Origin of the sequence: Mariniflexile sp. HMF6888 (genome assembly GCF_044335535.1) — a bacterium.
Lineage (GTDB): Bacteria > Bacteroidota > Bacteroidia > Flavobacteriales > Flavobacteriaceae > Mariniflexile.
Window position 1 is genome coordinate 42881 of the sequence record NZ_JBIQVZ010000006.1, and the last position, 25046, is coordinate 67926.

Consider the following 25046-nt stretch of genomic DNA (forward strand, 5'->3'; position numbering starts at 1 on the left):
TATTCAGATGTCAGTCTGAGCGCAGTCGAAGACATTGGAAGTATTTTTTAATAGCATTTCGACTGCGCTCAATGTGACAATCTTCAATTTTTGTCATGGACTAAATTAATAAGCATTAAACATGGAAAACAAGCAATCGTATCGGTCATCGTTTATTTTACTTACTGTATTATTTTTTCTATGGGGATTTATAACAGTATTGGTAGATTCTTTGATTCCCCGTCTACGGGAATTATTTACTTTAACATACTTTCAGGCAGGACTGGTGCAATTTGCGTTTTTTGGAGCTTATTTTTTGCTCTCCATACCAGCAAGTTACATTCTTTCAAAAATAGGCTATAAAAAAGGGATTGTTCTAGGGCTATTAACCATGGCCTTGGGCTGCTTGTTGTTTTATCCAGCGGCATCCTATCGGATTTTTGGTGTTTTTATGTTGGCCTACTTTATTTTGGCAGCAGGAATGACTGTTTTGCAGGTGGCAGCTAATCCGTTTGTTGCAGTGTTGGGTCCAGAAGATGGTGCTTCAAGTCGTTTAAATCTGTCTCAGGCATTTAATTCTTTAGGAACAGCAATTGCTCCTGCAGTAGGCGCTCTTTTTATTTTAAGTGATGTTATAAAGAGCAAAGATGAAATAGCCATTTTAGATAGTTACGCTAGAGAAACATATTTGGCATCCGAAGCCACCGCAGTACAAACACCTTTTTTAGGGTTGGCCTTATTTATAGGTTTAATAGCGGTTGTTTTTTCGTTTTCAAAATTACCTAAAGTTATTACCGAAGCATCAACAGGAACTTATAGACAGGCTTTACATAACAAAAAACTCATGCAAGGCGTATTGGGAATTTTTTTCTATGTTGGAGCTGAAGTGGCAATTGGTAGCTATTTGGTAAACTACTTTTTAGATATGAATTTGGTTTCTGTGATAAAAGAAAACCAGATGATGAAATTTATTGCAGAAGCCATTCTTAATTCTGGAATAGCAGAAAACGATAATAAAGCCATTGTAGGGGTATTTGTAACATTCTATTGGTCTGGAGCCATGATTGGGCGTTTTATAGGAGCGTACCTTACTAAAAGTATTAAGCCGGGAAAAGTACTTGCTTTTTTTGCATTCATGGCTATTACATTAATTTTAGTCTCTATTTATACAAATGGTTTGGTAAGTATGTGGAGCATTCTAGCAGTTGGGTTATTTAATTCTATTATGTTTCCTACCATATTTACATTAGCCATAGATGGTATTGGAGATTTAAAGCCAAAAGCATCTGGCTTATTATGCACAGCCATTGTAGGAGGCGCATTGATTCCACCGTTTTTTGGATACCTATCAGATAGCATCGAATTCAAAAATGCCCTATTGTTTATTGTTGCTTGTTATAGCTACATCGTGTGGTTTGGTTACAGAAACACGAAACGTCCCTAAGAATGACACACACGAGGATGGTTATTCAGGATGTTCCTCCCAATAGCTGTCGGGATGAACAAATTAAAACAATAAGTATAAAAAGATAAGATAAAACCTTATTCTTATGAAACGTAGAAATTTTATTGAGAAAATAGCTTTAAGTGGTATCGCTTTAAGTACTGTAGCGGGATGTCATGAAGTTGTTAAAAAAGAAACAAATGGATTAACAGCTTTAAAAACAAAGAAAAAACCTGTTGTTATTTCTACATGGAATCATGGTTTGCCTGCTAATGCAGAAACATGGAAACAATTAAAATTAGGAAAACCAGCTCTGGATGCTATCGAGGCTGGTATGAAAATCCCTGAAGCCGACCCCAATATTCGCAGTGTGGGCTATGGCGGCTATCCTGACCGAGAAGGCAAGGTAACGCTAGATGCTTGTATTATGGATCACAACAGCAATTGTGGTTCGGTTTCTTTTTTAGAAGGGATTATGCATCCTCTTTCAGTAGCCAAGAGAGTTTTGGAAAATACACCTCATGTAATGTTATCAGGGGAAGGCGCTTTGCAATTTGCTTTATCGGAAGGTTTCAAAGTGCAAAATTTGTTAACTCCGGAATCAGAGAAAGATTGGAAAAAATGGCTCGAAGCCTCAAAATACAAACCCGTAATCAATATCGAAAATCATGACACGATTAGTATGCTCATGATTGATGATGACGGAAATCTTGCTGGCGGTTGTACCACAAGTGGCGCTGCCTGGAAAATGCACGGACGTGTTGGTGATTCCCCAATCATTGGTGCAGGACTTTTTCTAGATAACGAAGTGGGTGCAGCCGCAGCAACAGGATTGGGAGAAGCTGTGATTCGAACTGCTGGAAGTGCTATGGTGGTTGAATTAATGCGCCAAGGGAAAACACCATTTGAAGCCTGTAAAGAAATTACCGAACGTATTTACAACAAGCATAAAAACCACAAAGACATGGAATATTTGCAAGTGGGGTTTATTGCTCTGAATAAAAAAGGAGAACACGCAGGTTATAGTTTACGCTCAGGTTTTAACTATGCCGTTTGTGATGAAGAAAATGGCAATAGGATGGAAGACGCACAGTTTAAAATGACTTGGGATAATAAGTAATTAATTAAATGACAAAACCCCTTTTCATAATTGCATGTATACTTTCAGCAGTAGTTTTTAATGCTCAGGAGACTATTCCTTATTGGCAAAATGAAAAAATCAATGCCGAAAACAGAGAACCCATGCACGCTGCTTATTTTGTTTTCGAAAATGAAACTTTGGCAACAAAAAAAGATTGGAAACTTTCAAAAAACTATTTAGATATAAATGGATTGTGGAAATTTAAATATGTTGCAGGTCCGAATGATTTACCCAACGATTTTGAGAAAAGTGATTTTGATGATACCAAATGGGATGACTTTAAAATCCCTGCCAATTGGGATGTAAATGACTATGGATATCCTATTTATACTAATACAACCTATGATTTCGCTAAATATATTGCGATCAATCCGCCTCAAGTTCCAGTAAAATACAATCCGACAGGCGTGTATAGAAGAGACATCACGATTGATAAAAATTGGGAAGGAAAAGAAATTTTTCTGCACGTGGGAACAGCCAAATCCAATCTTACGGTTTGGGTAAATGGACACTATGTAGGCTATGGGGAAGATGGAAAATTGCCACAGGAATTTAATATAAGCCACTATGTAAAAACAGGTCAAAACAGTATCGCCCTAAAAGTAATGAAATGGAGTGATGGCTCCTATCTGGAATGTCAGGATTTTTGGCGCATGAGTGGCATTACCAGAGAAAGCTATCTGTATGCTCGAAATAAAGTGCATATAAAAGATATTGAAATCATTCCTGATTTAGATGCTACTTATGTAAATGGCACTTTAAAAGTTGCAGTAGAATTATCGGATTTACATAAAAAAGACAACCCTACCTTAGAAGTACAACTGAAAGATGGAACAACAATTTTGGAAACCAAAAGCCTAAAATGGGATGCATCCAAAAAGAAAGTCGCTTTTGATTTTACGGTTAGTAATCCAAAAAAATGGAGTGCCGAAATCCCAAATCTATATCAAGTCAATGTTCTTTTAAAAGACAAAAAAGGAAATATTGTTGAAGTCATTCCTCAAAATACAGGTTTTAGAAAAGTAGAAATTAAAGGAGGACAACTTTTGGTAAATGGTAAAGCTGTTTATATAAAAGGAGTCAATCGTCAAGAGACCGATCCAATGACGGGACAAACCATTTCGAAGGAACGCATGGAAGAAGATATTAAGCTATTGAAGCAATATAATATCAATGCCGTCCGAATGTCTCATTACCCAAATGATGAGTATTTTTATGAGTTGTGCGATCAATATGGGATTTATTTAGTTGATGAGGCTAATTTAGAATCTCATGGCATGGGATACGAAACAGACAAAACATTGGGAAACAAACCCAATTGGGAATTAGCTCATTTACAACGCATTCAGAGAATGGTGGAACGGGATAAAAACCATCCGTCAATCATCATTTGGAGTATGGGAAATGAAGCCGGTAATGGCTATAATTTTTATCGCGCCTATTTGTGGTTGAAAGATAGAGATGTTTCAAGACCGATACAGTATGAAAGAGCTTCTTTTGCTGGCTGGGATGGAAAAAACATGAAGTTCGACTGGGATTCGGATATCATCAATCCGCAATACAGCGCTCCAATAGCCATGGAAGCGTATATTACTGCTAATCCAAATCCGGAGCGTCCTTATATTTTGAGTGAATACGCACATGCTATGGGAAACTCCATGGGGAATTTTAAAGACTATTGGGATGTGTTTCGAACACATAAGAATTTTCAAGGTGGTTTTATTTGGGATATGATTGACCAATCGGTTTATAAAACAAGGAAAAACGGAACCAAGGTTTTTGCTTATGGAGGTGATTTTGGACCAAAAGACGTTCCGAGTGATAATAACTTTCTAAACAATGGTGTTTTTAATCCAGAGCGACAACCACATCCGCATGCTTTTGAAATGCAAAAAGTATATCAAAACATGCTCACTTCTTGGGAAAATAAAGAGGCAGCAACAATAAAAGTTTTTAACGAATTCTTCTTTAAAGAGTTGTCCAATGTACGTTTGCAGTGGGAATTGGTTTTGGATGGGGTTGTGGATAAACAAGGAACAATTGAACGTTTGGAGATTAATCCACAAGAATCAAAAAATTATGTTCTACCTATTACTACAAAAGGGAAAACCTTTCAAGAAGCTTTTATCAATGTGAGTTTTCAACTTAAAGAAGCAGAACCTTTTTTGCCCAAAGATTTTGAAATTGCTACCGAACAATTACACTATGAAGGTGATTGGAAAAATGATATAAAAGTTGCAGGAGCAAACAAGATGTTGGTTGATAAAACAGTTAATAGCATCACATTCAAAAGTGATGAAACCAAAATCACTTTCGATAAAAAAACAGGCTTTATTTCGGAGTACACTTTCGAAAACCAAACTATTTTGAAAGAAGGTTACCAATGGCGTCCCAATTTTTGGAGGGCGCCTAATGATAATGATTTCGGAGCAGGATTGCAGCGCCGATTATTGCCTTGGAAAGAAGCCATGCAAAACCCAATATTGTTGACTTGGAATTATCAAGAAACCAAAGGCAATACAATTGTGGTAAAAGCAAATTATAGTCTGCCTCAAGTGTCTTCCGAATTGACTTTACAGTATGAGATTAATAGTAATGGCGAACTCAGCGTTCAACAACAATTAAACATTGATAAAACCAAAGAAGTACCTATGTTACCACGATTTGGAATGGAAATGATCTTGCCAAAAGACTTCAATACCCTGCAATATTATGGCAAAGGGCCACATGAAAATTATATAGATAGGAATTATAGCGCTCCAGTTAGGCTATACAGTCAAACGGTTTCGGAGCAATATTATCCGTATATCCGACCACAAGAAACAGGAAATAAAACAGCTATTCGCTGGTTGAATTTGTCGAATGATAAAATAGAATTAAACATTCAGTCAAATGATTTATTGAGTATTACAGCACTGCATTTATTGACTGAAGATTTAGACGATGGATTGGAAAAAAATCAAAGAAATGCCGCCGATATCAAGGAACGGGATTTAACAAGTTTAAAAATCGATGACAAACAAATGGGTGTTGGAGGCATCGATAGTTGGCAATCTTGGCCTATGGAAAAATACCGACTTTTAGATAAAACGTATCAATATCAATTTAAACTAACGCCATCAATAAAAAACTAATATGATGAAAAAGCACATACTATTTACCGCTTTGATAATTGTTTTTACTTCGTGTACCAAACAAAAAACAGTCATAGAAAAAGACATTCATATTATTCCTAAACCTGTCGAATTAAAACTTACAGGAGGTCATTTTGAATTTACTGAAACCACCTCTTTTGTGGTTGTTAATGATGAGCAAAAACAGCTCGCGGAATCATTCATCAATACCTTTGAAAAAGCTGCTGGCTGGAAACTCAATACAACTGCAAAAAAACCTGACAGTAATTTTGTGTTATTCAACATAGACAATAACCTGAGTAAAGAGGAATACAAATTAGTTGTAAATAAAGAGCATATTGAAATTACAGCTAAAGGGCATGCAGGCTTTTTATATGCTTTAGAAACCATACGTCAATTATTACCTGTGGAAATAGAGAGCAACAAGATGGTTGGTAATACAGATTGGCGTATTCCGGCTTTAACCATCCAAGATAAGCCTCGCTTTGTATACAGAGGTTTGATGCTCGATTTATCCCGTCATTTTTTTGATAAATCGTATATAGAAGCGACAATCGACCGTTTGGCAATGTTGAAAATGAATGTGTTGCATTTGCATTTAGTAGACGACCAAGGTTGGCGAATTGAAATTAAAAAATATCCTAAGTTAACCGAAGTGGGTGCTTGGAGAGTCGATCAGGAGCATGTGATTTGGAATGCCAGGCTCACCGTAGACCCAGACGAGAAAGGAACCTATGGCGGTTTTTTGACCCAAGAGGAATTAAAAGACATTGTAAAATACGCAGCAACTAAAAACATCGAAATCATTCCAGAAATCGAAATGCCGGCGCACGTAAGTTCTGCTATTGCGGCTTATCCAGATTTGGCTTGTTTTAACCAACGTATTGGTGTGCCATCGGGAGGCGTTTGGCCCAACACCGATATTTATTGCGCTGGAAAAGAAACCACTTTTGAGTTTTTGCAGAATGTTTTGGATGAGGTCATGACTGTTTTTCCATCCCAATACATCCATATTGGTGGTGATGAAGCTACTAAAACCAATTGGGAGAAATGCCTGCATTGTCAAAAAAGAATGCAAGAGGAAGGTTTGGAAAATGTACACGAATTGCAAAGCTATTTTGTAAAACGAATGGAAAAATACATCAATGCTAAAGGCAAGAAATTAATAGGTTGGGATGAAATATTAGAAGGCGGTTTAGCTCCTGAAGCCACTGTCATGAGTTGGAGAGGCACAGAAGGAGGCATGGAAGCGTCTCAACAAGGGCACGATGTCATAATGACACCGCAATCCCATTGTTATTTTGACCATTATCAAGGACCACAAAATGAAGAACCATTAGCTATTGGTGGTTATACGCCATTGAGTAAAGTATATCAATTTGATCCTGTAGTTGATGAAATGAGTCCTGAGCAAGTCAAACATGTTTTAGGAGGTCAAGCCAATTTATGGGCAGAATATATACCCACCACACAACAATCAGAGTACATGATTTTTCCACGACTAGCAGCAATGGCAGAGGTTCTATGGAGTCCGAAAGAAGCACGCAATTGGGATGATTTTACAAGACGCTTGCCTTCTTTGTTAGAACGTTATGATTATTTAGGAATTAATTATTCAAAAAGTGCTTATTTGGTTGCTGCTTCATCTACAGCCGATTTAGAACATAAACAAGTAAAAGTGGCTTTGAAAAATGAATTCCCTAATGCGGATATTCGCTATGTTTTGGGCGGTAAAAATTTAGAAGAGCAAGCCACAAAATACACCGATTCTATTGCTATTAAGGAAACAACCATTCTAAAAGCGTCTTTGTTTAAAGAAAACAAGCCAGTGGGTAAAGTTTTTACTGACACCATTCAATTTCATAAAGCAGTAGGAAACACATTAAATTTTAAAATACCTTTTAATGAAAATTACAAAGGTGATGGGCCATTAAGTTTGGTTAATATAATTAGAGGAAGCAAAAATTTTCATGACGGACAATGGCAAGCTTGGTTGGTTGACGATATGGAAGTGGTTATTGATTTAGAGACAATTCAATCTGTCAATCAAGTGACTGTTGGTTCCTTAGAAAATCAAGGTTCGGGCATTTATTTTCCAACGGCTATAAAAGTTTTCATTTCTAATGACGGAATCAGTTATAAAGAAGTTGGAGCAATAGAGCGTCCGTTTGCAATCAATTCAAATTCAGAATTGAAAGATTTTATAATCAGTTTTGAAAAAAGCAATGTGAGATTTGTAAAAGTCATAGCAAGCAACCTAAAGAAAAGTCCAAAAGGAGAAGATTCCTGGTTGTTTGTAGATGAAATTTTAGTTGAATAAAAAATAATAAAAAATTGTAAAATAAATATAAAGATGCAAAAAAGAATATTCATAATAGCCTTATTAGTTTCGGTTCAAATGTTTTCACAAGCCATTTATGAAGACGAAAGATATGTGCCAGAAACCGATCCATTAGTACTAAAGAATTTGGAGGAATGGCAAGGTAAAAAGTTTGGTTTATTGATGCATTGGGGAACTTACTCTCAATGGGGAATTGTCGAGTCATGGTCCATTTGCCCAGAAGATTACGAATGGTGTGAACGGACTAAAGGCAGTAATCCAGCTAATTATAATCAGTATGTAAAAGAGTATGAAGGTCTGAAAAAAACATTCAATCCGATAAAATTCAATCCTGAAAAATGGGCGAAAGCCGCTAAAAATGCAGGGATGAAATACATGGTGTTTACTACCAAACATCATGATGGGTTTAACATGTTTGATACTCAATATTCCGATTATAAAGTAACTGATTCTGAATGTGCTTTCAGCACCAATCCAAGAGCCAATATTGCTAAAGAAGTTTTCAATGCCTTTAGAAGAGAGAATATGTCAACAGGAGCCTATTTTTCTAAACCAGACTGGCATAGTGAAAATTATTGGGATCCTTATTTTCCTCCTTCCGACAGAAATGTAAATTATGATCCAGCGGCATATCCAGATAAATGGAAAAAATATGTGGATTTTACACATAACCAAATATTGGAATTATTGACCGATTACGGTAAAATTGATATTTTATGGTTAGATGGTGGTTGGGTTGCCAAAAGAACTCAGGATGATATCAAAAAAGGCTATTCTGAAAAATTTGTTGAAAATGAATCTGGTAATGGATTTATCAAGCACAGAGTGGTTGATCAAGACATTAAAATGGATGAATTGGTAGTGAAAGCACGTCAAAAACAACCGGGATTGATTGTGGTGGACAGAGCCGTTCATGGCAAAAATCAAAACTATTTAACTCCTGAAAACCGTGTTCCTGAGAAAACATTGCCTTATCCTTGGGAATCTTGTATTACTTCCGGTGGTGGTTGGTCTTACACACCTGATGCCAAATACATGACCGGAAGACAAGGCATCCACATGCTGATTGATGTGGTTGCCAAAGGGGGGAACTTGTTGTTGAATGTAGCTCCAAGTCCTGACGGCGAATGGCAACAAGGTGCTTACGATTTATTAGCCGCTTACGGCGATTGGATGAAAGTAAATAGTACCGCTATTTATAATACCAAACCTATTGAACCTTATAAAGAAAATAACATTTGTATGACTCAAAATAAGGCAGGACATGTGTTCTTGTTTTATTTGGCTAAAGAAGGAGAAACTAAAATGCCATCGGAGGTAATTGTAAAATCAATTAGCCCTAAAAAAGGAAGCAAAATTACGATGTTAGGTTCAAAAACTTCATTAAAATGGACTAAATTAGACAAAGGATTTAAAGTGTTAATTCCGAAAAGTTTACGAAATAATTTGCCTTGCAAAGAAGCTTGGACTTTAAAAATCGAAGCGATTAACAAATAGAAAATTAAATTATGGTTTTATATAAAAGGATCACATTACAAACAATCTGTTTATTTTACATGCTGTTTTTTAGCGGAGCTATTTTTGCACAGCAGCCGGCAGATTTTGTAAATCCGTTTATTGGAACTTCAAATTTTGGAGCTACGTTTCCTGGCCCCATAGCGCCAAGAGGCATGGCAAGTATCAGTCCGTTTAACGTAGCAGGTCCTCAAAATTTGCCTTTGGAAAAAGACAGTCGGTGGTTGTCGAATCCGTATGTACATGAAAATACATTTCTAACGGGTTTTAGTCAGGTCAATCTCAGCGGTGTAGGCTGTCCAGATTTAGGTGTTATTTTGTTGATGCCAACTACGGGAAGCATTGAAACCAATCATTTGAAGTACGGTTCAACGTATTCAAACGAAATAGCAAAAGCGGCTTATTATCATGTAGATATTGATAAATACAAAGTCAAGGCCGAATTTACAGCCTCAAAAAGAGTAGGAGTCAGCAAATTTACGTTTCCAAAAGGGCAATCGAATATTTTACTGAATCTTGGTTTGGGCTTAACCAATGAAGAAGGAGCCATGGTCAAAGTGGTGTCATCAACCGAAATTGAAGGTTTGCGAAGTCTGGGGTCGTTTTGTTATAACAGTCCCGAAGCCGCTTACCCTGTTTATTTTGTCGCTAAATTTTCAAAACCGGCCGATTCATTTGGTGTTTGGAAAAGACCTTCGAAATATGAAGGCGTAGAATCCCAATGGATGACCTACAATGGAAAAACCAGAATGATGGATAATACCATTAAAACGGTGGTTGGTGACAGTATTGGAACGTATTTTACCTATAAATTCGATACCGAAGAAACTGTTGAAGTTAAGATAGGTGTTTCCTATGTAAGTATCGAAAATGCTCGTGAAAATTTGGAAAAAGAAACAGCAAACAAATCGTTTGAAGCCGTTTATAAAGAAACCTATAACGAATGGAACACCGAACTTTCTAAAATTTTAGTAGAAGGCGGTTCAAAAGACGATAAGACCATTTTTTACACAGCTTTGTATCACACCTTAATTCATCCGAATACGTTGAATGATGTCAATGGTGAGTATCCTGAAATAAAAAGAAGCAGGATAGGTAAAACCGAAGGTACGCGGTACACGGTTTTTTCGCTTTGGGATACCTATCGCAATGTGCATCAATTGATGTCTTTGGTGTATCCTAAACAACAATCCGATATGGTAAAAAGTATGTTGGAAATGTATGATGAAAATGGTTGGTTACCCAAATGGGAATTAAACGCTACCGAAACTTTTACCATGGTAGGCGATCCTGCCAGTATCGTTATTGCCGATACGTATTTAAAAGGGATTCAGGATTTTGATGTGCAAAAAGCTTATAAGGCTATGCTGAAAGGTGCAGACCAAATTGAGAATAATCCGTTGCGAAACGGACTAAAAGCGTATATCGAAAAAGGCTATGTCACTACTAGTGAGAAAGGATCTGTTTCTACCACGCAAGAATACAATGCTTCGGATTATGCGACTTCACTTTTAGCGAAAACCTTAGGAAAAATGGAAGATGCGAATCGTTTTAAAAACCGTTCACTATCCTATCGAAAATTATTCGATAAAAACTTAAGATTATTGCGCCCAAGAAATCCTGATGGAAATTGGTACGAACCGTTTGATCCTTTATCGGGAGCTAATTTTGAAGAAAATGTAGGTTTCATCGAAGGCAACGCTTGGCAATATGCTTTTATGGTGCCACATGACATTAAAGGATTAATCAAGTTAATGGGTGGAAATAAAGGGTTCTCGAATCAATTGCAAAACGTATTCGATAGCAAGCAATTTGACATGGCAAATGAGCCAGATATTGCTTATCCATATTTGTTTAACTATTTGAAAGGAGAAGAATTTAAAAGTCAGGAATTGGTTAAAAAATTAGTTCGTGAATATTTCCAGAATAAACCAAAAGGATTACCAGGAAATGACGATACAGGAACCATGTCTGCTTGGTTGGTGTATGGGATGATGGGGATATATCCTATGGTTCCGGGCGAACCTATTTACACCATTACAACGCCCATGTTTGATAAAATTACCATCAAATTAGATCCTAAATATTATAAAAAAGAAAGTATCGTTATTGAGCGGGACATCAATAATGATGGCAAAATCAAACACATTCAATTGGACGGAAAAACACGCAATAGTTTTTTTATTTCCCATGACGATTTTGTGAATGGAACAACATTAAAAGTGATTCAAAATTAAAAAATGACCCTATGTTAGAAATGAGAATGAAAAACGTAACCCTTGTTTTAATAGCGTTCCTCGGTTTTTGTAACCTTGGTTTTGCACAAAAAAAGTTGCCTTATCAAGATACTAAATTAGCGGTTGAAGAAAGAGTAAAGGACTTGTTAAGCAGAATGAGTTTGGAAGAAAAAGTACGCCAAATGGATATGTATAAAGGCGAATTCTTTAAGGAAGAAGAGAATTTTTCTAAAGCAAAAGCTCATGCTAAAATTGGGAATTTAGGAATAGGAGCGATTCATGATATCTATCCACGCTCGGCTAAAATGATTAATGAGCTTCAAAAAGAGGTGATTAAAAATAACCGTTGGGGTATTCCAGCGCTTATTATGTGCGAGATGCTTCATGGTTATTTAGACGATGGAAGTACGGCTTTCCCCATGAACATTGGTTTAGGAGCTACTTGGGATATCAATTTAATGGATAAAGTGGGTAAAGTTATCGGAACCGAAGCCAGAGCGCATGGCGTTCATTTTGGCTTGGGACCTAATTTAGATCTTGGTCGCGAACCACGTTGGGGAAGGGTTGCGGAGACTTTTGGTGAAGATGCTTATTTGAACAGCGAGATAGGTTTGGCAATGATTAAAGGCATGCAAGGTAATGATTTGACTTCAGATCATTCTATAATAGCAGAACCAAAACACTTTGCTGTTCACGGAATTCCACAAGCTGGAGGAAATTCATCTCCCATTTTAGTAGGCGAGCGTTCGGCTCGTGAAGATCATCTTCCTTCTTTCGAAAAAGCATTTATTAAAGGAGGCGCATTAGGAGCTATGTGCGCGTATTCAGAATTAGACGGAATTCCTTGTGCTGCCAATCATTGGTTATTGACCGATGTATTGCGAAAAGAATGGGGTTTCAAAGGCATTGTGGTGTCTGATTTAGGTGCTATAAAATACCTTCAAACCACGCATTTCGTTACCGATTCTCCAAAAGAAAGTATCAGAACAGCAATTGCTGCTGGAGTTGATATGCAATTTTATGATTTTACCAATGAATTTTGGCAACAAAGCATCATTGAATTGGTGAATGAAAAGAAATTGACCATGGAGCAAATAGACCGTGCGGCAGGTGGTGTTTTAAGACTTAAATTTTTATTGGGTTTATTCGAAAATCCATATACCGATAAAAATCTAATCAAAGAACGTTTTCATTCTAAAGAAAATCAGGATATCGCTTTAGAAGCAGGGCATAAATCGATTGTTTTATTAAAAAACAACAATAATATATTGCCTTTAAAAAAAGATATTCAAACCATTGCTGTTATCGGACCCAATGCCAACGCTTCAAGATTGGGGGGGTATTCGGTAAAAAACAAAGTAGGAACTACGATTTTAGAAGGAATTCAACAAGTGGTGGGTAAAAATACTAATGTACTTTATGAAGAAGGTGTTCCTTTGATTGTAAAAGGACAAATTATTCCATCAAAATATTTATTTACGCCTGATGAATCCCAAAACGGACTGAAAGGTGAATATTTTAATAACCGACATGTTGAAGGAACGCCAGTATTGACACGTATTGATAGTCAATTGGAATTTGACTGGCCATGGACCCCAGGTGATGGTGTTACAGATGACGATTTCTCTATTCGTTGGACAGGTTATATTAAATCAGAAAAATCATTTGACGGTTGGTTGGGTTTAAGTTCTGATGACGGAATCAGAATGTGGATTGATGATCAATTAGTGATTGACAACTGGACAAAAGGAGCTACCAGCATGGTAACCACTCCAAAGAATATAGAAGCAGGTAAAAAATACAAAGTCCGCATCGAAATGTGGGAAGGTGGTTGGGGAGCCAGAGCACACCTGCGTTGGAATTTAGAAAAAGTAAATTTTCAACCAGCAATAGACATTGCCAAAAAAGCAGACATCGCTATTGTGGTTTTAGGAGAATCAAATGAATTAGTTGAGGAAAATAGAGATGTGGCGACTTTAGATTTACACGGCATGCAACAAGAACTGATTGAAGCGATTCAAAAAACGGGAACTCCGGTAGTTTGTGTGTTGTTAAATGGTCGTCCGCTTTCTATAAATTGGATCAATGAAAATATTCCTGCCATTGTGGAAGGTTGGTTTCCGGGAGAAGCTGGCGGAAAGGCCGTTGCTGATGTTTTGTTTGGAAATTACAATCCAGCAGGAAGACTTCCAATTACGTTTCCAAAATCGGTAGGACAGTTGCCCATTTATTATAATCAGAAGCCATCTGCTATACATCGATATGTTTCTGAAAGTGAAAATCCTCTATATACTTTTGGATATGGTTTGAGTTATACTACATTCGAATATGCAAATCTTGCCTTAAGTGCCAAAGAGATTAAAGCTGGCGGAAGCTTAAAAGTAAGCGTTGATGTTACAAACACAGGGAATTATGATGGTGATGAAGTGGTACAACTATATATTAACGATGTTTATAGTAGTGTAACCACACCATCAAAAACATTGAAAGGCTTTAAACGTATTTTTATCAAAAAAGGAGCAACCCAAAAAGTAGAATTTACCTTAACCCCTGACGAATTAGCTATTTGGAATCGAGAAATGAAAAGTGTAGTAGAACCAGGCGATTTTGAAGTGATGGTGGGAGGTAATTCTAAAGAATTATTAAAAACTCGATTTAATGTTGTAAATTTATATTAAGGTTTTAAAATAATATAAGTTCGACATAATTAAGATTGATAATTTTATTATATGAGCGGTCTTCGAGAATCTCAGACTGACAAATGCTTATTATTTAAAGGTTTTAATGTTTTTGGCATTGTCTTTCCTGTCGAAGCATATTTTAGATTTGAATTTGAGTTAATTACTTGTTTCAAAATCTGATTAATATTAATAAGGTATACTTCAAATTAATATTTAAAAGCTAATTGTTCTTCATTTAGAGGTTTATAAAATGAAACCATTGAAGGCACTGATACCCTGTGCCTTTCTATTATTCTATCAAGAAAAATTTCACAAAATTCAAGTCTATCAAATGAAAATTAAACCAACGCCTTTTTAAATTTGTTATTGGTCGAAATTATGCAAATAATAACAGTATAGATTTCTAGATTTAACATATTAATAACCTATAAAACTAATTTATTAACTCAAAAATCAAATTATGATTCAAAATGTACTAAAAATACTGTTTGTATTTTGTATTTCGCTATTTCAATATGCTAATGCACAAACTACAGTAACAGGAACAATTACGGATGCATCCAGTGGGATTCCACTGCCTGGAGCAAGTATAATTGTAAAAGGAACCACCAATGGTGTTTCGTCAGATTTTGACGGAAACTACAGTATTGAAGTTTCTGCTAATGCTTCAACTTTAGTGGTTTCTTATGTCGGTTATTCAACAAAAGAAGTAGAACTTACAGGTGCAACTACTATAAATATTACTTTATCCGAAGACACAGAGATGTTAGGAGAAGTTGTAGTAACTGCATTAGGTATCAAAAGAGAGAAAAAGGCGTTAACTTATTCCACTCAAACAGTTTCCACAAAAGAACTATCAGAAGCTAGATCGCTTAATGTCGTAAATTCACTTTCAGGTAAGGTTGCTGGTCTTAATTTTTCTACTACGGGTACAGGAGTTGGTAGTTCCTCAAGAATTACGCTTCGTGGTAACAGATCTTTAACAGGTAATAATCAGCCATTATACGTCATTGATGGTGTGCCAATGGATAATACGGTTTCTTCTCCTTCGACAGATATTGGAGGTTTAACAAGCTTCGATGGTATTTCTAATATCAATCCAGAAGACATTGAATCCATATCGGTATTAAAAGGGCCATCAGCGGCAGCTTTATATGGTTCACGTTCTAGTAATGGTGTTATAATAATTACCACTAAAAAAGGGGCTTCTGGAGAAAAAGCAAATATTTCGGTGTCTTCTAATTTTATATCTTCAAATGCATATAATTTATTAAACCAACAAAATGAATATGGACAAGGAAGCGGAGGCATATATGATCCTTTAAGTGTTGTAAGTTGGGGACCAAGAATGGAAGGACAATCTGTTTCTGCATGGCAACTAGAGCATAACTCTAATTATGATGGACCAGCGACTTATGCATTTAATCCACAACCAAATAATGCTATGGATTTTTTCAAATCTGGATATAACTGGTCTAAAAACATAACAGCTTCAATGGGTAATGATAAAGTTCAAGGATATTTTTCATATACAAATACAGAAGCAGAAGGTATTGTAGTTGGAAATGAACTAGAAAGACATAATGTTAATTTACGTTTAACAAGTAATTTAACAGATAAGTTACATTTAGATGTTAAAACAAACTTTATTTCACAAAAAATAGATAATGCGATAGGAGCAGGAGAAGGCGGTATTGGAGAAGCTGTATATACCATGCCAAGAAACTTACCCTACAATCAATATAAAGATTATGAATATATTGATGATGCAGGACAGTTGAGATATAATTATATGAATCCAAATACTTTAGGTACACTTGGGGCAAATCCTTTTTGGTTAGCAAAAAGAAATTTAAGAGTAGATGAAAGAAATAGGATTATAACGTTTGCTTCTTTAACATACGATTTTACTAACGAATTAAGTTTAATGGTAAGAACAGGTTTAGATCAAGCTACAAATAAAGCTAAAGTGTCACGTTATGCTGCAACTGCTATACTTAACCAAGATTTTGGTAGTTATTCTGAAACAATTGGAGAGCGAACAGAATTAAATTCAGATTTCCTTTTGACCTATAATAAAGCAATAGGAGAAGATTTTAAAGTGAATGTCAATCTTGGAGGGAATGCTTTAGTTCAAAAAAGCACGTCATTAAGTAGTGGCGGTACACTAAGTAGAAGAAATTATTTTGCATTGACTAATCTTCAGAACGCTTCAATTACTCCTGATTTTAGTCATAAGGAAGTTAATTCTTTATACGGATCAGCTCAATTTGCTTTCAAAGACTATTTATTTTTAGATGTAACCGGACGTAATGATTGGTCTTCAACATTACCTAAAGATAACAGGTCTTACTTTTATCCATCTGTTGGTTTATCTGCCATTGTTAGTGATATGTTCGATATTAAGTCTGATGTATTGTCTTTCTTAAAATTAAGAGGTTCTTTTGCACAAGTAGGAAATGATACAGATCCATATCTTTTAGAAAGCCAACTTAGTTATTATGGTTTTAATGGTGGTGTTGTGCAATCTTCTACATTATTAAACAACCCAAATCTTAAACCTGAAATTTCCAGTTCTACGGAATTTGGTTTTGATGCTCGCTTTTTAAATAATAAAGTAGGATTGGATTTTACATGGTTTAAAACCAATACGACTGATCAAATATTTACAATAAATGTACCTGAGTCTTCTGGATACTCTAGACAAGTTGTAAATGGAGGAGAGATTGAAAACAAAGGGGTAGAGTTGGTTTTAAATGCGAATGTTTTGGAAACAGACGATTTTTCTTGGGATGTGACAGCAAACTTCGCCACATATAAGACTAAAGTATTAAGTATAATGGAAGGAAGAGATGAATTATCTTTAGCTACAGGTTTTGAAAGATTAGCGCAAGCCATTGTAAAAGAAGGAGGTAATTATGGTGATCTGTATATACGTGGTTTTAATCGTACTGATGATGGTCAAATCATTGTTAATGCAACTAGTGGTCTACCTGAGTTTACTTCAGGATTTGATGTGCTAGCAGGTAATTTTAATCCAGATTGGACAGCTGGGTTACAAAATGAATTTAAATATAAAGATTTTACACTTAGCTTCCTCATCGATTTCCGTATAGGAGGAGAAACAATTTCATATTCCCAAGCAAGAATGGCTGGAGCTGGTGTAAGTGATATTACTCTAGCTGGTAGGGATGGTTTTGTAGTTAATGGTGTTAATGATGATGGAAATGGCAATTATACCCCCAATACAACATCTATTACAGCCCAAGATTATTGGTCTCAAGTAGCAAGTAGAGATCCTAGATCTGCTGAAGATTTTGTTTTTGACGCAACAAATGTTAGGTTAAGAGAATTAATTTTAGGATATTCATTACCAAATAAATTATTAGAAAGAACACCTTTTTCTAGTATTGACTTCTCAGTTGTAGGGCGTAATTTGTTCTTCTTTACTAATAAGGCTAAATACTTTGATCCTGAACAAGGCGTAAGTGTAGGAAATCTTCAGGGAATAGAAACTTATAATATTCCAACTACGAGAGATTTTGGATTTAATGTAAAATTCAACTTTTAAAAAAATAAATTATGAAAAATAATATAGTCAAATTTTTAGCAATAACCCTTCTGTTTTATATAACAGGATGTACATCAGATTTTGATGAGGTTAATACAAATCCCAATTCGCTTACCACAGATCAATTAGATGCATCTATGGCAGGGCCAGCTTTTGCGAATGCTTTATATAAAGGTACTGGTAATGCTTCTTGGAGCCTTCCAGGGGACGATTATGGAACTTATGGATTGGCAACCGCATTACATTCTATGATGTTCGCCCATTATATGTCTCCAGGATGGGCAGCAGCAACAGATGCTAATGGCATAAACGATGGCTGGAGAAGTCGCGGATGGTTAAGATTTTATACCTTAGCAGTACCTTCTTTATTAAATACTTATAAAGCAACTGAAGGAAATGCAGAGGCTACAGCTATTTTAGATATTTGGAAAGTGTATATGTTTCACAGGTTTACAGATCACTGGGGACCAGTACCATATACACAAGCGGGTATAGGAGGAGCAACTGTTCCTTATGATTCTCAAGAATCCATGTATGCCGATTTTTTCAATCTTTTAGAAGCAGCTAATACAACCTTATCTTCTAGTTCAGAATCTACTGTAGGTGTATTCAAAGACTACGATGCTATATATGATGGGAATGTTGAAAAATGGAGAAAATTTGGAAATTCACTCAGATTGCGTTTGGCATTAAGAATTTCAGATGTTGATGCTTCTAATGCTAAAGTACAAGCAGAAACAGCTGTTGCTGCCGGTGTTATGGAGTCTAATAATGATAGTGCTTATTTTGCAGTAACTCCCGATACATACAATAACTTTGTAGATATTATGAAATATTGGGGCTTTTATATGACTGCCGATATGGAAAGTGTGCTTAAAGGATATGATGACCCTAGAATGGATATTTGGTTTGATCCTGTATCTGATAGTACTTCAACTTATGTGGGCGATTTTGTTGGTTTACCTAACGGAATAGGGTCTACAACAGCTTGGGAAAGCAAAAATTTTAGCTTAACAAACCAAAAAACTACATTTGCGGACAATAGCACAAAAGATATAGAAGTAATGATGGCTTCTGAATCTAATTTTAACCGTGCTGAAGGTGCTTTGAAAGGTTGGAACATGTCCGGAACTGCTCAAGCTCTTTATGAAGATGGTATACGTTTGTCTATGGGACAATGGGGCGTTACAGATAGTGCTGCAATAAGTGCTTACATTACTGGAAATACAACGGGGGTTGTGCCTGTTTTTGGAGGCCCTTTGTATATTGATAATACACCACCTGTTGATGTTCCTGTTTCGTGGGCTAGTACAGAAAGTGAGCAACTAAAACAAATAGCGGTTCAAAAGTTTTTAGGTCTTTTTCCAGAATCTTGGGAAGCTTGGTCAGATTTACGTAGAACAGATGCAGATATATTATACCCATTACTTACTACAGAAGATCCAACGATTGGTTTTGGCGTAATGAAGCGTGTAACATATTTACCTAATGAATACAGTACTAATGAAGCTGCGGTTTTAGATGCAGTAACTACTCTTGGAGGTCCTGACAAAGGAAATACAAGCCTTTGGTGGGATGTTAATTAGTATTTTAATGAGCTTAAAAATATAAAGCTTACAATATAAAAAAGGAGGGATTTATTTTAAATCGCTCCTTTTTTTAATAAAAAAAAATCACACTTTAACCTAGATTATGCCATAGAAAATTTATTGGTCTTTTAGTCCTCATCACAAAGTGCTATGGCATAATTTAAAAATTGTATGAATCAAAAATAGGTCATGAAACACCCCTAAGAATGGCATTCACATGCAGGAGGATGATTGTTAAGGGTGTTCCATCTGACTTTTAAAAAATAATAAAAAATAAACAGATGAAAGTATTAAAACATCTATTATTAGTTTGTTTTCCATTACTGATTTTTGCCCAAAACAAAGTAGATGTATATAAAATAAGCTATGATCAATATATGAATGGTAAAGAAACAAATACGACTCGAACTATTTTTTATCAGGATCAGATTGTTTATTTTTCAAAAGCAGAAGCCAAAAGTCAACAGTTTATAGATTTAAAAAATAATAAGAGCATAAGTACAATACTGTTTGACAATCAAATTTATAAGAAGGAAATGGCTATTGATAGTTTGCCTAGACCACGTGTTGAAGATGATACACAATTCATATTAGGTTATCCATGTAAACATGCCTCGTTTTCTTATTTTTCCAATAAAATTGATGTTTGGTACACCGAAAAGTCTTTAGCCAAAGGAACACCTCATAGTAGTTATTTGCCCAATAGTAATGCCTTGGTTTTAAAAATGATTTTTAATGGCAACCAAACTTTAATAGCAACCTCAATAGAAAAAGTTAAGAACTATAAACCAACTCATAATTTTTTGCAAAACAGCCAATTAGTAAATAGTGCTGAATTTGAAGAAATTATAATTAAGTCCAGATATAATAGATTAATAGTTTTTGATAATGAAATTTTAAACTTTGATCCTAATCGTATGCTTCCAAAAGAAAGTGAACTTGTGACTGACAAAGTGTATCATTTTTCTAAAGGGAGTGTCATTATAAAAAAAATAAAGATCACGCCTGAGATGAAAGCTAGTGCTTCTGTTTTTGCTAAAGTAACTTGTAAATCTAATGGGGATGCTTATGATAGGACAGGCTCTGTTTTTGTTATGCCTGCCAAAAAAGATATGTCTAAGACACTATTAGAAGCATATTTGTATGGGTTAGAAAAACTACCTGTTTTTACAGATAATAATGGAAATCAATATCAAGGCATTAAAAAAGAAAAAGGCTATGCGCCTCCCATAGAAATTCTTCGTTTTTATACTTCTTTTGGAGTCAATTATTTTAATGATAAACGAAAAATAAATAATTATAATTGGGCAGATGATGTGGTTTATAAAGGAGATGTCACGTCTTTAATTCCAATTGATGAAGATGAAATCTGGATAGGTGTTTTTATCGGAAATTATGATTCTGGTGGACATATAATAAGTCTTGAATTGGACTCCTACCCATCTATTGAGGAAAAGGAAAACAATACCCAATCAAAATACATAGATCCGCTTTTTTTAACGGTGAATACCCTAGAAATGTCAGGTCAAAATTATGGAGGGCTTTTTAACAATGATACCTTAGCGATAGATTTTGAAATCACGGAAAATATAAAAAATTTAAGTCTGCTTTATACTTCTACTGGTCATGGAGGTTGGGATGGTGGTGATGAATTTACACCAAGAATGAATAAAATATATGTTGACGGGAACGAAGTCTTTAAAATTATTCCATGGCGAACTGACTGTGCAACATATCGATTGTCTAATCCAGCATCTGGTAATTTTAAAGACGGCCTATCGTCAAGCGATTTGAGCCGCTCAAATTGGTGTCCCGGTACGCTGACTTCTCCGTATATTATTTCATTAAGTAATTTAAAAAAAGGGAAGCATCATTTAGAAGTTGTCATTGAACAAGGCGCCAATGAAGGAGCTAGTACAAATCATTGGAATGTTTCAGGGGTGCTCATAGGTGATATCGAAAAGACACAGATTAATTAATTGGTGCTATTAAAGGATATCCGAAAAATGATGGAAAACAAAATACAAATCACAGGTTAATTCATCCTTTGTCTTTATTCAATTGCTGTCTGTCGAAATAATTTAATTTCTCCTTGGGTTTTCTTTTATTTAGAAAAAGTTTATTTTTTAATTGTTTGAATTGGTATTTTTTGTTTTGAAAGAAGAACTGAGTAATCAGTTCTTCTTTTTAAATGTTCATTCACTTCTCTGCTAAAAAATAAAAAGTATTTGTAATACAAGAAGTATGGATTGTGAAAATGAGATGGTTTATTCAAAACCTTATTATAAATTGATTCAGGAAGAATCGATAGAGGATAAAAAGGTTTATTATAAGTTTGTTAATTGGCTTTTAGGGGAATTCGATTTATATCTTCAAGAGAATTCCACAGGATTAAAAGTATATTATCCTGGCGGATGGCTAAGCATTAAGAATACCACAGATTTTACTATAGAGATTACTATTGCGAGTAAATCTAAAATAGTTTGTGAGAAAAAATATTCCCAATTAGTTTCCATATATAATCAAGTAAAACGAACTTTTAGATATAATTGATTTAATATAACCCGTTGGAGTAATTAGGCGAAATTAATCAGGAATGAATTTTTAATTAAAATTTAAAGCCAACCAGGAAACAAATGTCAGTCTGAGCTTGTCGAAGACATCAAAAAAAATATTTTGATGGGCTCCATGTGACAATGGATATAAAATTAACAATAAAAAATAATTACACCTAGGAGGTTAATATAAAACAACCAAAACGTATGTCAGATAGCAGTAAATTTTCATCCAATACAAAGGATAGTACCATAATCCCTGTACTAATAATAGCAGGTTTGTTCTTTATTTTTGGGTTTGTTACATGGATTAACGGTGCATTGATTCCATTTATGAAAGCTATTAATGAGCTGACCTCTGCGCAATCGCTCTTAGTAGCATCAGCATCTTACATCTCTTTTGTGGTCATGGCAATACCTGCGTCATATATTTTAAACAAAATTGGATATAAAAAAGGAATGTCATTAGGCTTATTTGTCATGGCTATTGGGGCATTGGTTTTTATTCCCGCAGCCGAAGCTAGAACCTATTGGGTGTTTTTAACAGGAATTTTTATTCAGGGAGCTGGAATGACCCTATTGCAAACAGCCGCAAACCCATACATAACTATTTTAGGACCTATAGATAGTGCTGCGAAGCGTATTGCTATCATGGGAATTGCCAATAAGGTGGCAGGTGCTTTGGGCTCCGTTATTTTTGGAGCTCTTTTATTATCTGGTATTGATGAGAACCAAGCAACATTAAGTATGGTGTCTGATACAGAAAAAATTCAATTATTAGATACCATGGCCAATAGTGTAGTTACTCCTTATCTGGTAATGGCAGCTGTTTTGTTCCTTCTAGGAATCTTGATTAGAAAAGCGCCTTTGCCAAACGTTGAAGCTGAACCTATTGAAGCACCTAAAGATGGGGCAACTACAAAAACGAGTATTTTTCAATTTCCTCATTTATGGCTAGGAGTTCTTACTTTGTTTATGTATGTAGGTGTTGAAGTCATTGCGGGAGATACCATTATAGCTTATGGGATTTCTCTTGGGATTCCTGCAGCCGATGCCAAATTTTTTACCACATTTACTTTAATGGCTATGGTCGCAACTTACGCCTTAGGTGTTGTGTTAATACCAAAGGTTATTAGCCAAACTCTTGCGCTACAACTTAGTGCAGTATTAGGTATTGTATTCTCTTTTTGTATTGTTTTCACAACAGGATTTACATCGGTTATTTTTGTAGCAGCATTAGGAATAGCAAATGCATTGGTTTGGCCAGCAGTTTGGCCTTTAACACTAAAAGGGTTGGGCAAGTTTACAAAAACAGCTTCAGCATTATTGATTATGGCTATTTCAGGAGGTGCCATCATTCCTCCTTTATATGGTAAACTGGTCGATTCAAATAAAGCAGATTATATGGCTCAAGGAATGAATGAAGCCTTAGCTACTGCAACAGCTTCTACAAAAGGGTATTGGATATTAGTACCCTGTTATATTATTATTTTGTACTATGCTGTTTTTGGACATAAATTAGGACTGAAAAAGTAAATTCTATAGCTTAAAAAATATATTGTATGTCGAGTTACGTGGTTAAAAGTCTATTAAAATTGAAATATTTTTTATTACTTATACCGTTTTTTTTATGTATTTGGTGTGTATCTGTTTTAAAAAAACCTTTGCCAATTAACATTGTACAGCAAAATGTGTTTGATATTCCCGTAACCAAAAATAGCCATTCGGTGAGCTTGGTTGAAATTATGCCAAATAAAATAATGGCAGCATGGTTTGGCGGTTCTTATGAAGGAGCCAAAGACGTGGGAATCTATGCGTCTTTTTATGACGGAAAAGCATGGTCTGTTCCCCATAATTTAATAAAACCTTTAGTTGTGGAAAAAGACACATTGCCCTGTTGGAATCCCGTGTTGTTTAAAAGTAAAAGTGAATTGCTATACCTCTTTTATAAAATTGGAAAAAACCCAAGAGAATGGTATGGAGCCATGGTAATATCAAAAGATAATGGGAATAGTTGGAGCGATGCCGTCTTACTACCTAAAGGTTTTTTAGGCCCTATTAAAAATAAACCTATTGAGATAAAACCTGGAGTCATTTTATGTGGTAGTAGTACAGAGGATGCCGATACTAACCAATGGCGAGTGCATGTGGAAATCTATGATGAAACGGCTGATGAATGGGAAAAAGTTTCTGTTACAAACAAAAGTGGGTTTGATATTATTCAGCCAACTTTTTTGGAACACTCAAATGGTGTCATTCAAATGTTATGCAGGAGCAAGCATAATAAGTTAATAACTAGTTGGTCTAAAGATGGAGGAAAGCATTGGACGGATGCTGATAGTATTCATGTGGTCAATTCCAATTCAGGTATTGATGCCCTAACTATTTCAAAAAATGCATTTTTATTAGTCAACAACCCTTTAAAACAAGGTCCTGATTGGTTTTATGGAAGGAATGTGTTAGACGTTGAGTTTTCTGCTGATGGCATACATTGGGAAAAAATATTTGATCTTGAAAATGAAGAAAAAGGCGAATTTAGTTATCCAGCTATTATTCAAACTTCAGACAAAAAAATCCACATACTATATACTTTCAATAGAGAATGCATTAAGCATACATTTTTTAATATCAAGACAATTTCAAAAAAGTAAAAAGTTAGTTTTGTCAAAACTAGAGTTGCAGAAAGTTTGTGTTGTAATTTACACAAGAACCATTTAATGATGATATGTTTGATGCATCTCAAAAATTTATTACTTGGGATCTAAAAAAACACAGCAGTTATAAGCCTTCAGAATCTCTTCAGCATTCCATAAGTGTTCTGCTAATTATGAACAGATTTAAAGGATGGCATGGTTAGTT

General features: G+C 35.3%; 13 protein-coding genes. All 13 read left to right on the plus strand.

The window, feature by feature from the left end:
- Nucleotides 1–121: 121 nt before the first annotated feature.
- The 13 genes from ACGLWY_RS13850 to ACGLWY_RS13910 all read left to right on the plus strand — a co-directional run bounded on the left by ACGLWY_RS13850 (nucleotide 122) and on the right by ACGLWY_RS13910 (nucleotide 24838).
- The gene (locus ACGLWY_RS13850) at nucleotides 122–1423 is read left to right on the plus strand and encodes a sugar MFS transporter (protein WP_396620263.1); all 1302 of its coding nucleotides are present in this window, start codon (nucleotides 122–124) and stop codon (nucleotides 1421–1423) included.
- 106 nt (nucleotides 1424–1529) lie between these two features.
- Nucleotides 1530–2543 (plus strand): isoaspartyl peptidase/L-asparaginase family protein, encoded by a 1014-nt coding sequence (locus tag ACGLWY_RS13855; RefSeq protein WP_396620264.1) that lies wholly within the window; start codon nucleotides 1530–1532, stop codon nucleotides 2541–2543.
- An 8-nt stretch (nucleotides 2544–2551) separates the two neighbouring features.
- Nucleotides 2552–5698 carry a glycoside hydrolase family 2 TIM barrel-domain containing protein gene (locus ACGLWY_RS13860; RefSeq protein ID WP_396620265.1) on the plus strand — a complete coding sequence of 1049 codons (3147 nt, stop codon included), beginning with the start codon at nucleotides 2552–2554 and terminating at the stop codon, nucleotides 5696–5698.
- 4 nt (nucleotides 5699–5702) lie between these two features.
- Nucleotides 5703–8018 carry a family 20 glycosylhydrolase gene (locus ACGLWY_RS13865; RefSeq protein ID WP_396620266.1) on the plus strand — a complete coding sequence of 772 codons (2316 nt, stop codon included), beginning with the start codon at nucleotides 5703–5705 and terminating at the stop codon, nucleotides 8016–8018.
- Nucleotides 8019–8051: 33 nt separating this feature from the next.
- Nucleotides 8052–9536, plus strand: coding sequence for an alpha-L-fucosidase (locus tag ACGLWY_RS13870; RefSeq protein ID WP_396620267.1), 1485 nt, complete (start codon nucleotides 8052–8054; stop codon nucleotides 9534–9536).
- Nucleotides 9537–9547: 11 nt separating this feature from the next.
- On the plus strand, nucleotides 9548–11791 hold the full coding sequence (locus ACGLWY_RS13875) for a GH92 family glycosyl hydrolase (protein ID WP_396620268.1): 2244 nt from the start codon (nucleotides 9548–9550) through the stop codon (nucleotides 11789–11791).
- Between the two features lie 11 nt (nucleotides 11792–11802).
- On the plus strand, nucleotides 11803–14469 hold the full coding sequence (locus ACGLWY_RS13880; RefSeq protein WP_396620269.1) for a glycoside hydrolase family 3 N-terminal domain-containing protein: 2667 nt from the start codon (nucleotides 11803–11805) through the stop codon (nucleotides 14467–14469).
- Between the two features lie 463 nt (nucleotides 14470–14932).
- Nucleotides 14933–18043, plus strand: coding sequence for a SusC/RagA family TonB-linked outer membrane protein (locus ACGLWY_RS13885; protein ID WP_396620270.1), 3111 nt, complete (start codon nucleotides 14933–14935; stop codon nucleotides 18041–18043).
- An 11-nt stretch (nucleotides 18044–18054) separates the two neighbouring features.
- Nucleotides 18055–19629: a SusD/RagB family nutrient-binding outer membrane lipoprotein gene (locus tag ACGLWY_RS13890; RefSeq protein ID WP_396620271.1), complete on the plus strand. Its 1575-nt coding sequence runs from the start codon at nucleotides 18055–18057 to the stop codon at nucleotides 19627–19629.
- A 284-nt stretch (nucleotides 19630–19913) separates the two neighbouring features.
- Entirely contained in the window at nucleotides 19914–21611 is a 1698-nt protein-coding gene (locus ACGLWY_RS13895) for a PNGase F N-terminal domain-containing protein (RefSeq protein WP_396620272.1), read from the plus strand.
- A gap of 265 nt (nucleotides 21612–21876) precedes the next feature.
- Nucleotides 21877–22185 carry a hypothetical protein gene (locus ACGLWY_RS13900; protein WP_396620273.1) on the plus strand — a complete coding sequence of 103 codons (309 nt, stop codon included), beginning with the start codon at nucleotides 21877–21879 and terminating at the stop codon, nucleotides 22183–22185.
- Between the two features lie 209 nt (nucleotides 22186–22394).
- Complete coding sequence (locus tag ACGLWY_RS13905) at nucleotides 22395–23723, plus strand: sugar MFS transporter (protein WP_396620274.1); 1329 nt, start codon at nucleotides 22395–22397, stop codon at nucleotides 23721–23723.
- A 128-nt stretch (nucleotides 23724–23851) separates the two neighbouring features.
- Nucleotides 23852–24838 carry an exo-alpha-sialidase gene (locus ACGLWY_RS13910; protein ID WP_396620275.1) on the plus strand — a complete coding sequence of 329 codons (987 nt, stop codon included), beginning with the start codon at nucleotides 23852–23854 and terminating at the stop codon, nucleotides 24836–24838.
- The last annotated feature ends 208 nt before the right edge of the window (nucleotides 24839–25046 follow it).

Excerpts from the sequence above, each read along its gene's own strand:
- ACGLWY_RS13850 (WP_396620263.1), top strand. The coding sequence starts at position 122 with ATGGAAAACAAGCAATCGTATCGGTCATCGTTTATTTTACTTACTGTA.
- ACGLWY_RS13855 (WP_396620264.1), top strand. The coding sequence starts at position 1,530 with ATGAAACGTAGAAATTTTATTGAGAAAATAGCTTTAAGTGGTATCGCT.
- ACGLWY_RS13860 (WP_396620265.1), top strand. The coding sequence starts at position 2,552 with ATGACAAAACCCCTTTTCATAATTGCATGTATACTTTCAGCAGTAGTT.
- ACGLWY_RS13865 (WP_396620266.1), top strand. The coding sequence starts at position 5,703 with ATGAAAAAGCACATACTATTTACCGCTTTGATAATTGTTTTTACTTCG.
- ACGLWY_RS13870 (WP_396620267.1), top strand. The coding sequence starts at position 8,052 with ATGCAAAAAAGAATATTCATAATAGCCTTATTAGTTTCGGTTCAAATG.
- ACGLWY_RS13875 (WP_396620268.1), top strand. The coding sequence starts at position 9,548 with ATGGTTTTATATAAAAGGATCACATTACAAACAATCTGTTTATTTTAC.
- ACGLWY_RS13880 (WP_396620269.1), top strand. The coding sequence starts at position 11,803 with ATGTTAGAAATGAGAATGAAAAACGTAACCCTTGTTTTAATAGCGTTC.
- ACGLWY_RS13885 (WP_396620270.1), top strand. The coding sequence starts at position 14,933 with ATGATTCAAAATGTACTAAAAATACTGTTTGTATTTTGTATTTCGCTA.
- ACGLWY_RS13890 (WP_396620271.1), top strand. The coding sequence starts at position 18,055 with ATGAAAAATAATATAGTCAAATTTTTAGCAATAACCCTTCTGTTTTAT.
- ACGLWY_RS13895 (WP_396620272.1), top strand. The coding sequence starts at position 19,914 with ATGAAAGTATTAAAACATCTATTATTAGTTTGTTTTCCATTACTGATT.
- ACGLWY_RS13900 (WP_396620273.1), top strand. The coding sequence starts at position 21,877 with ATGGATTGTGAAAATGAGATGGTTTATTCAAAACCTTATTATAAATTG.
- ACGLWY_RS13905 (WP_396620274.1), top strand. The coding sequence starts at position 22,395 with ATGTCAGATAGCAGTAAATTTTCATCCAATACAAAGGATAGTACCATA.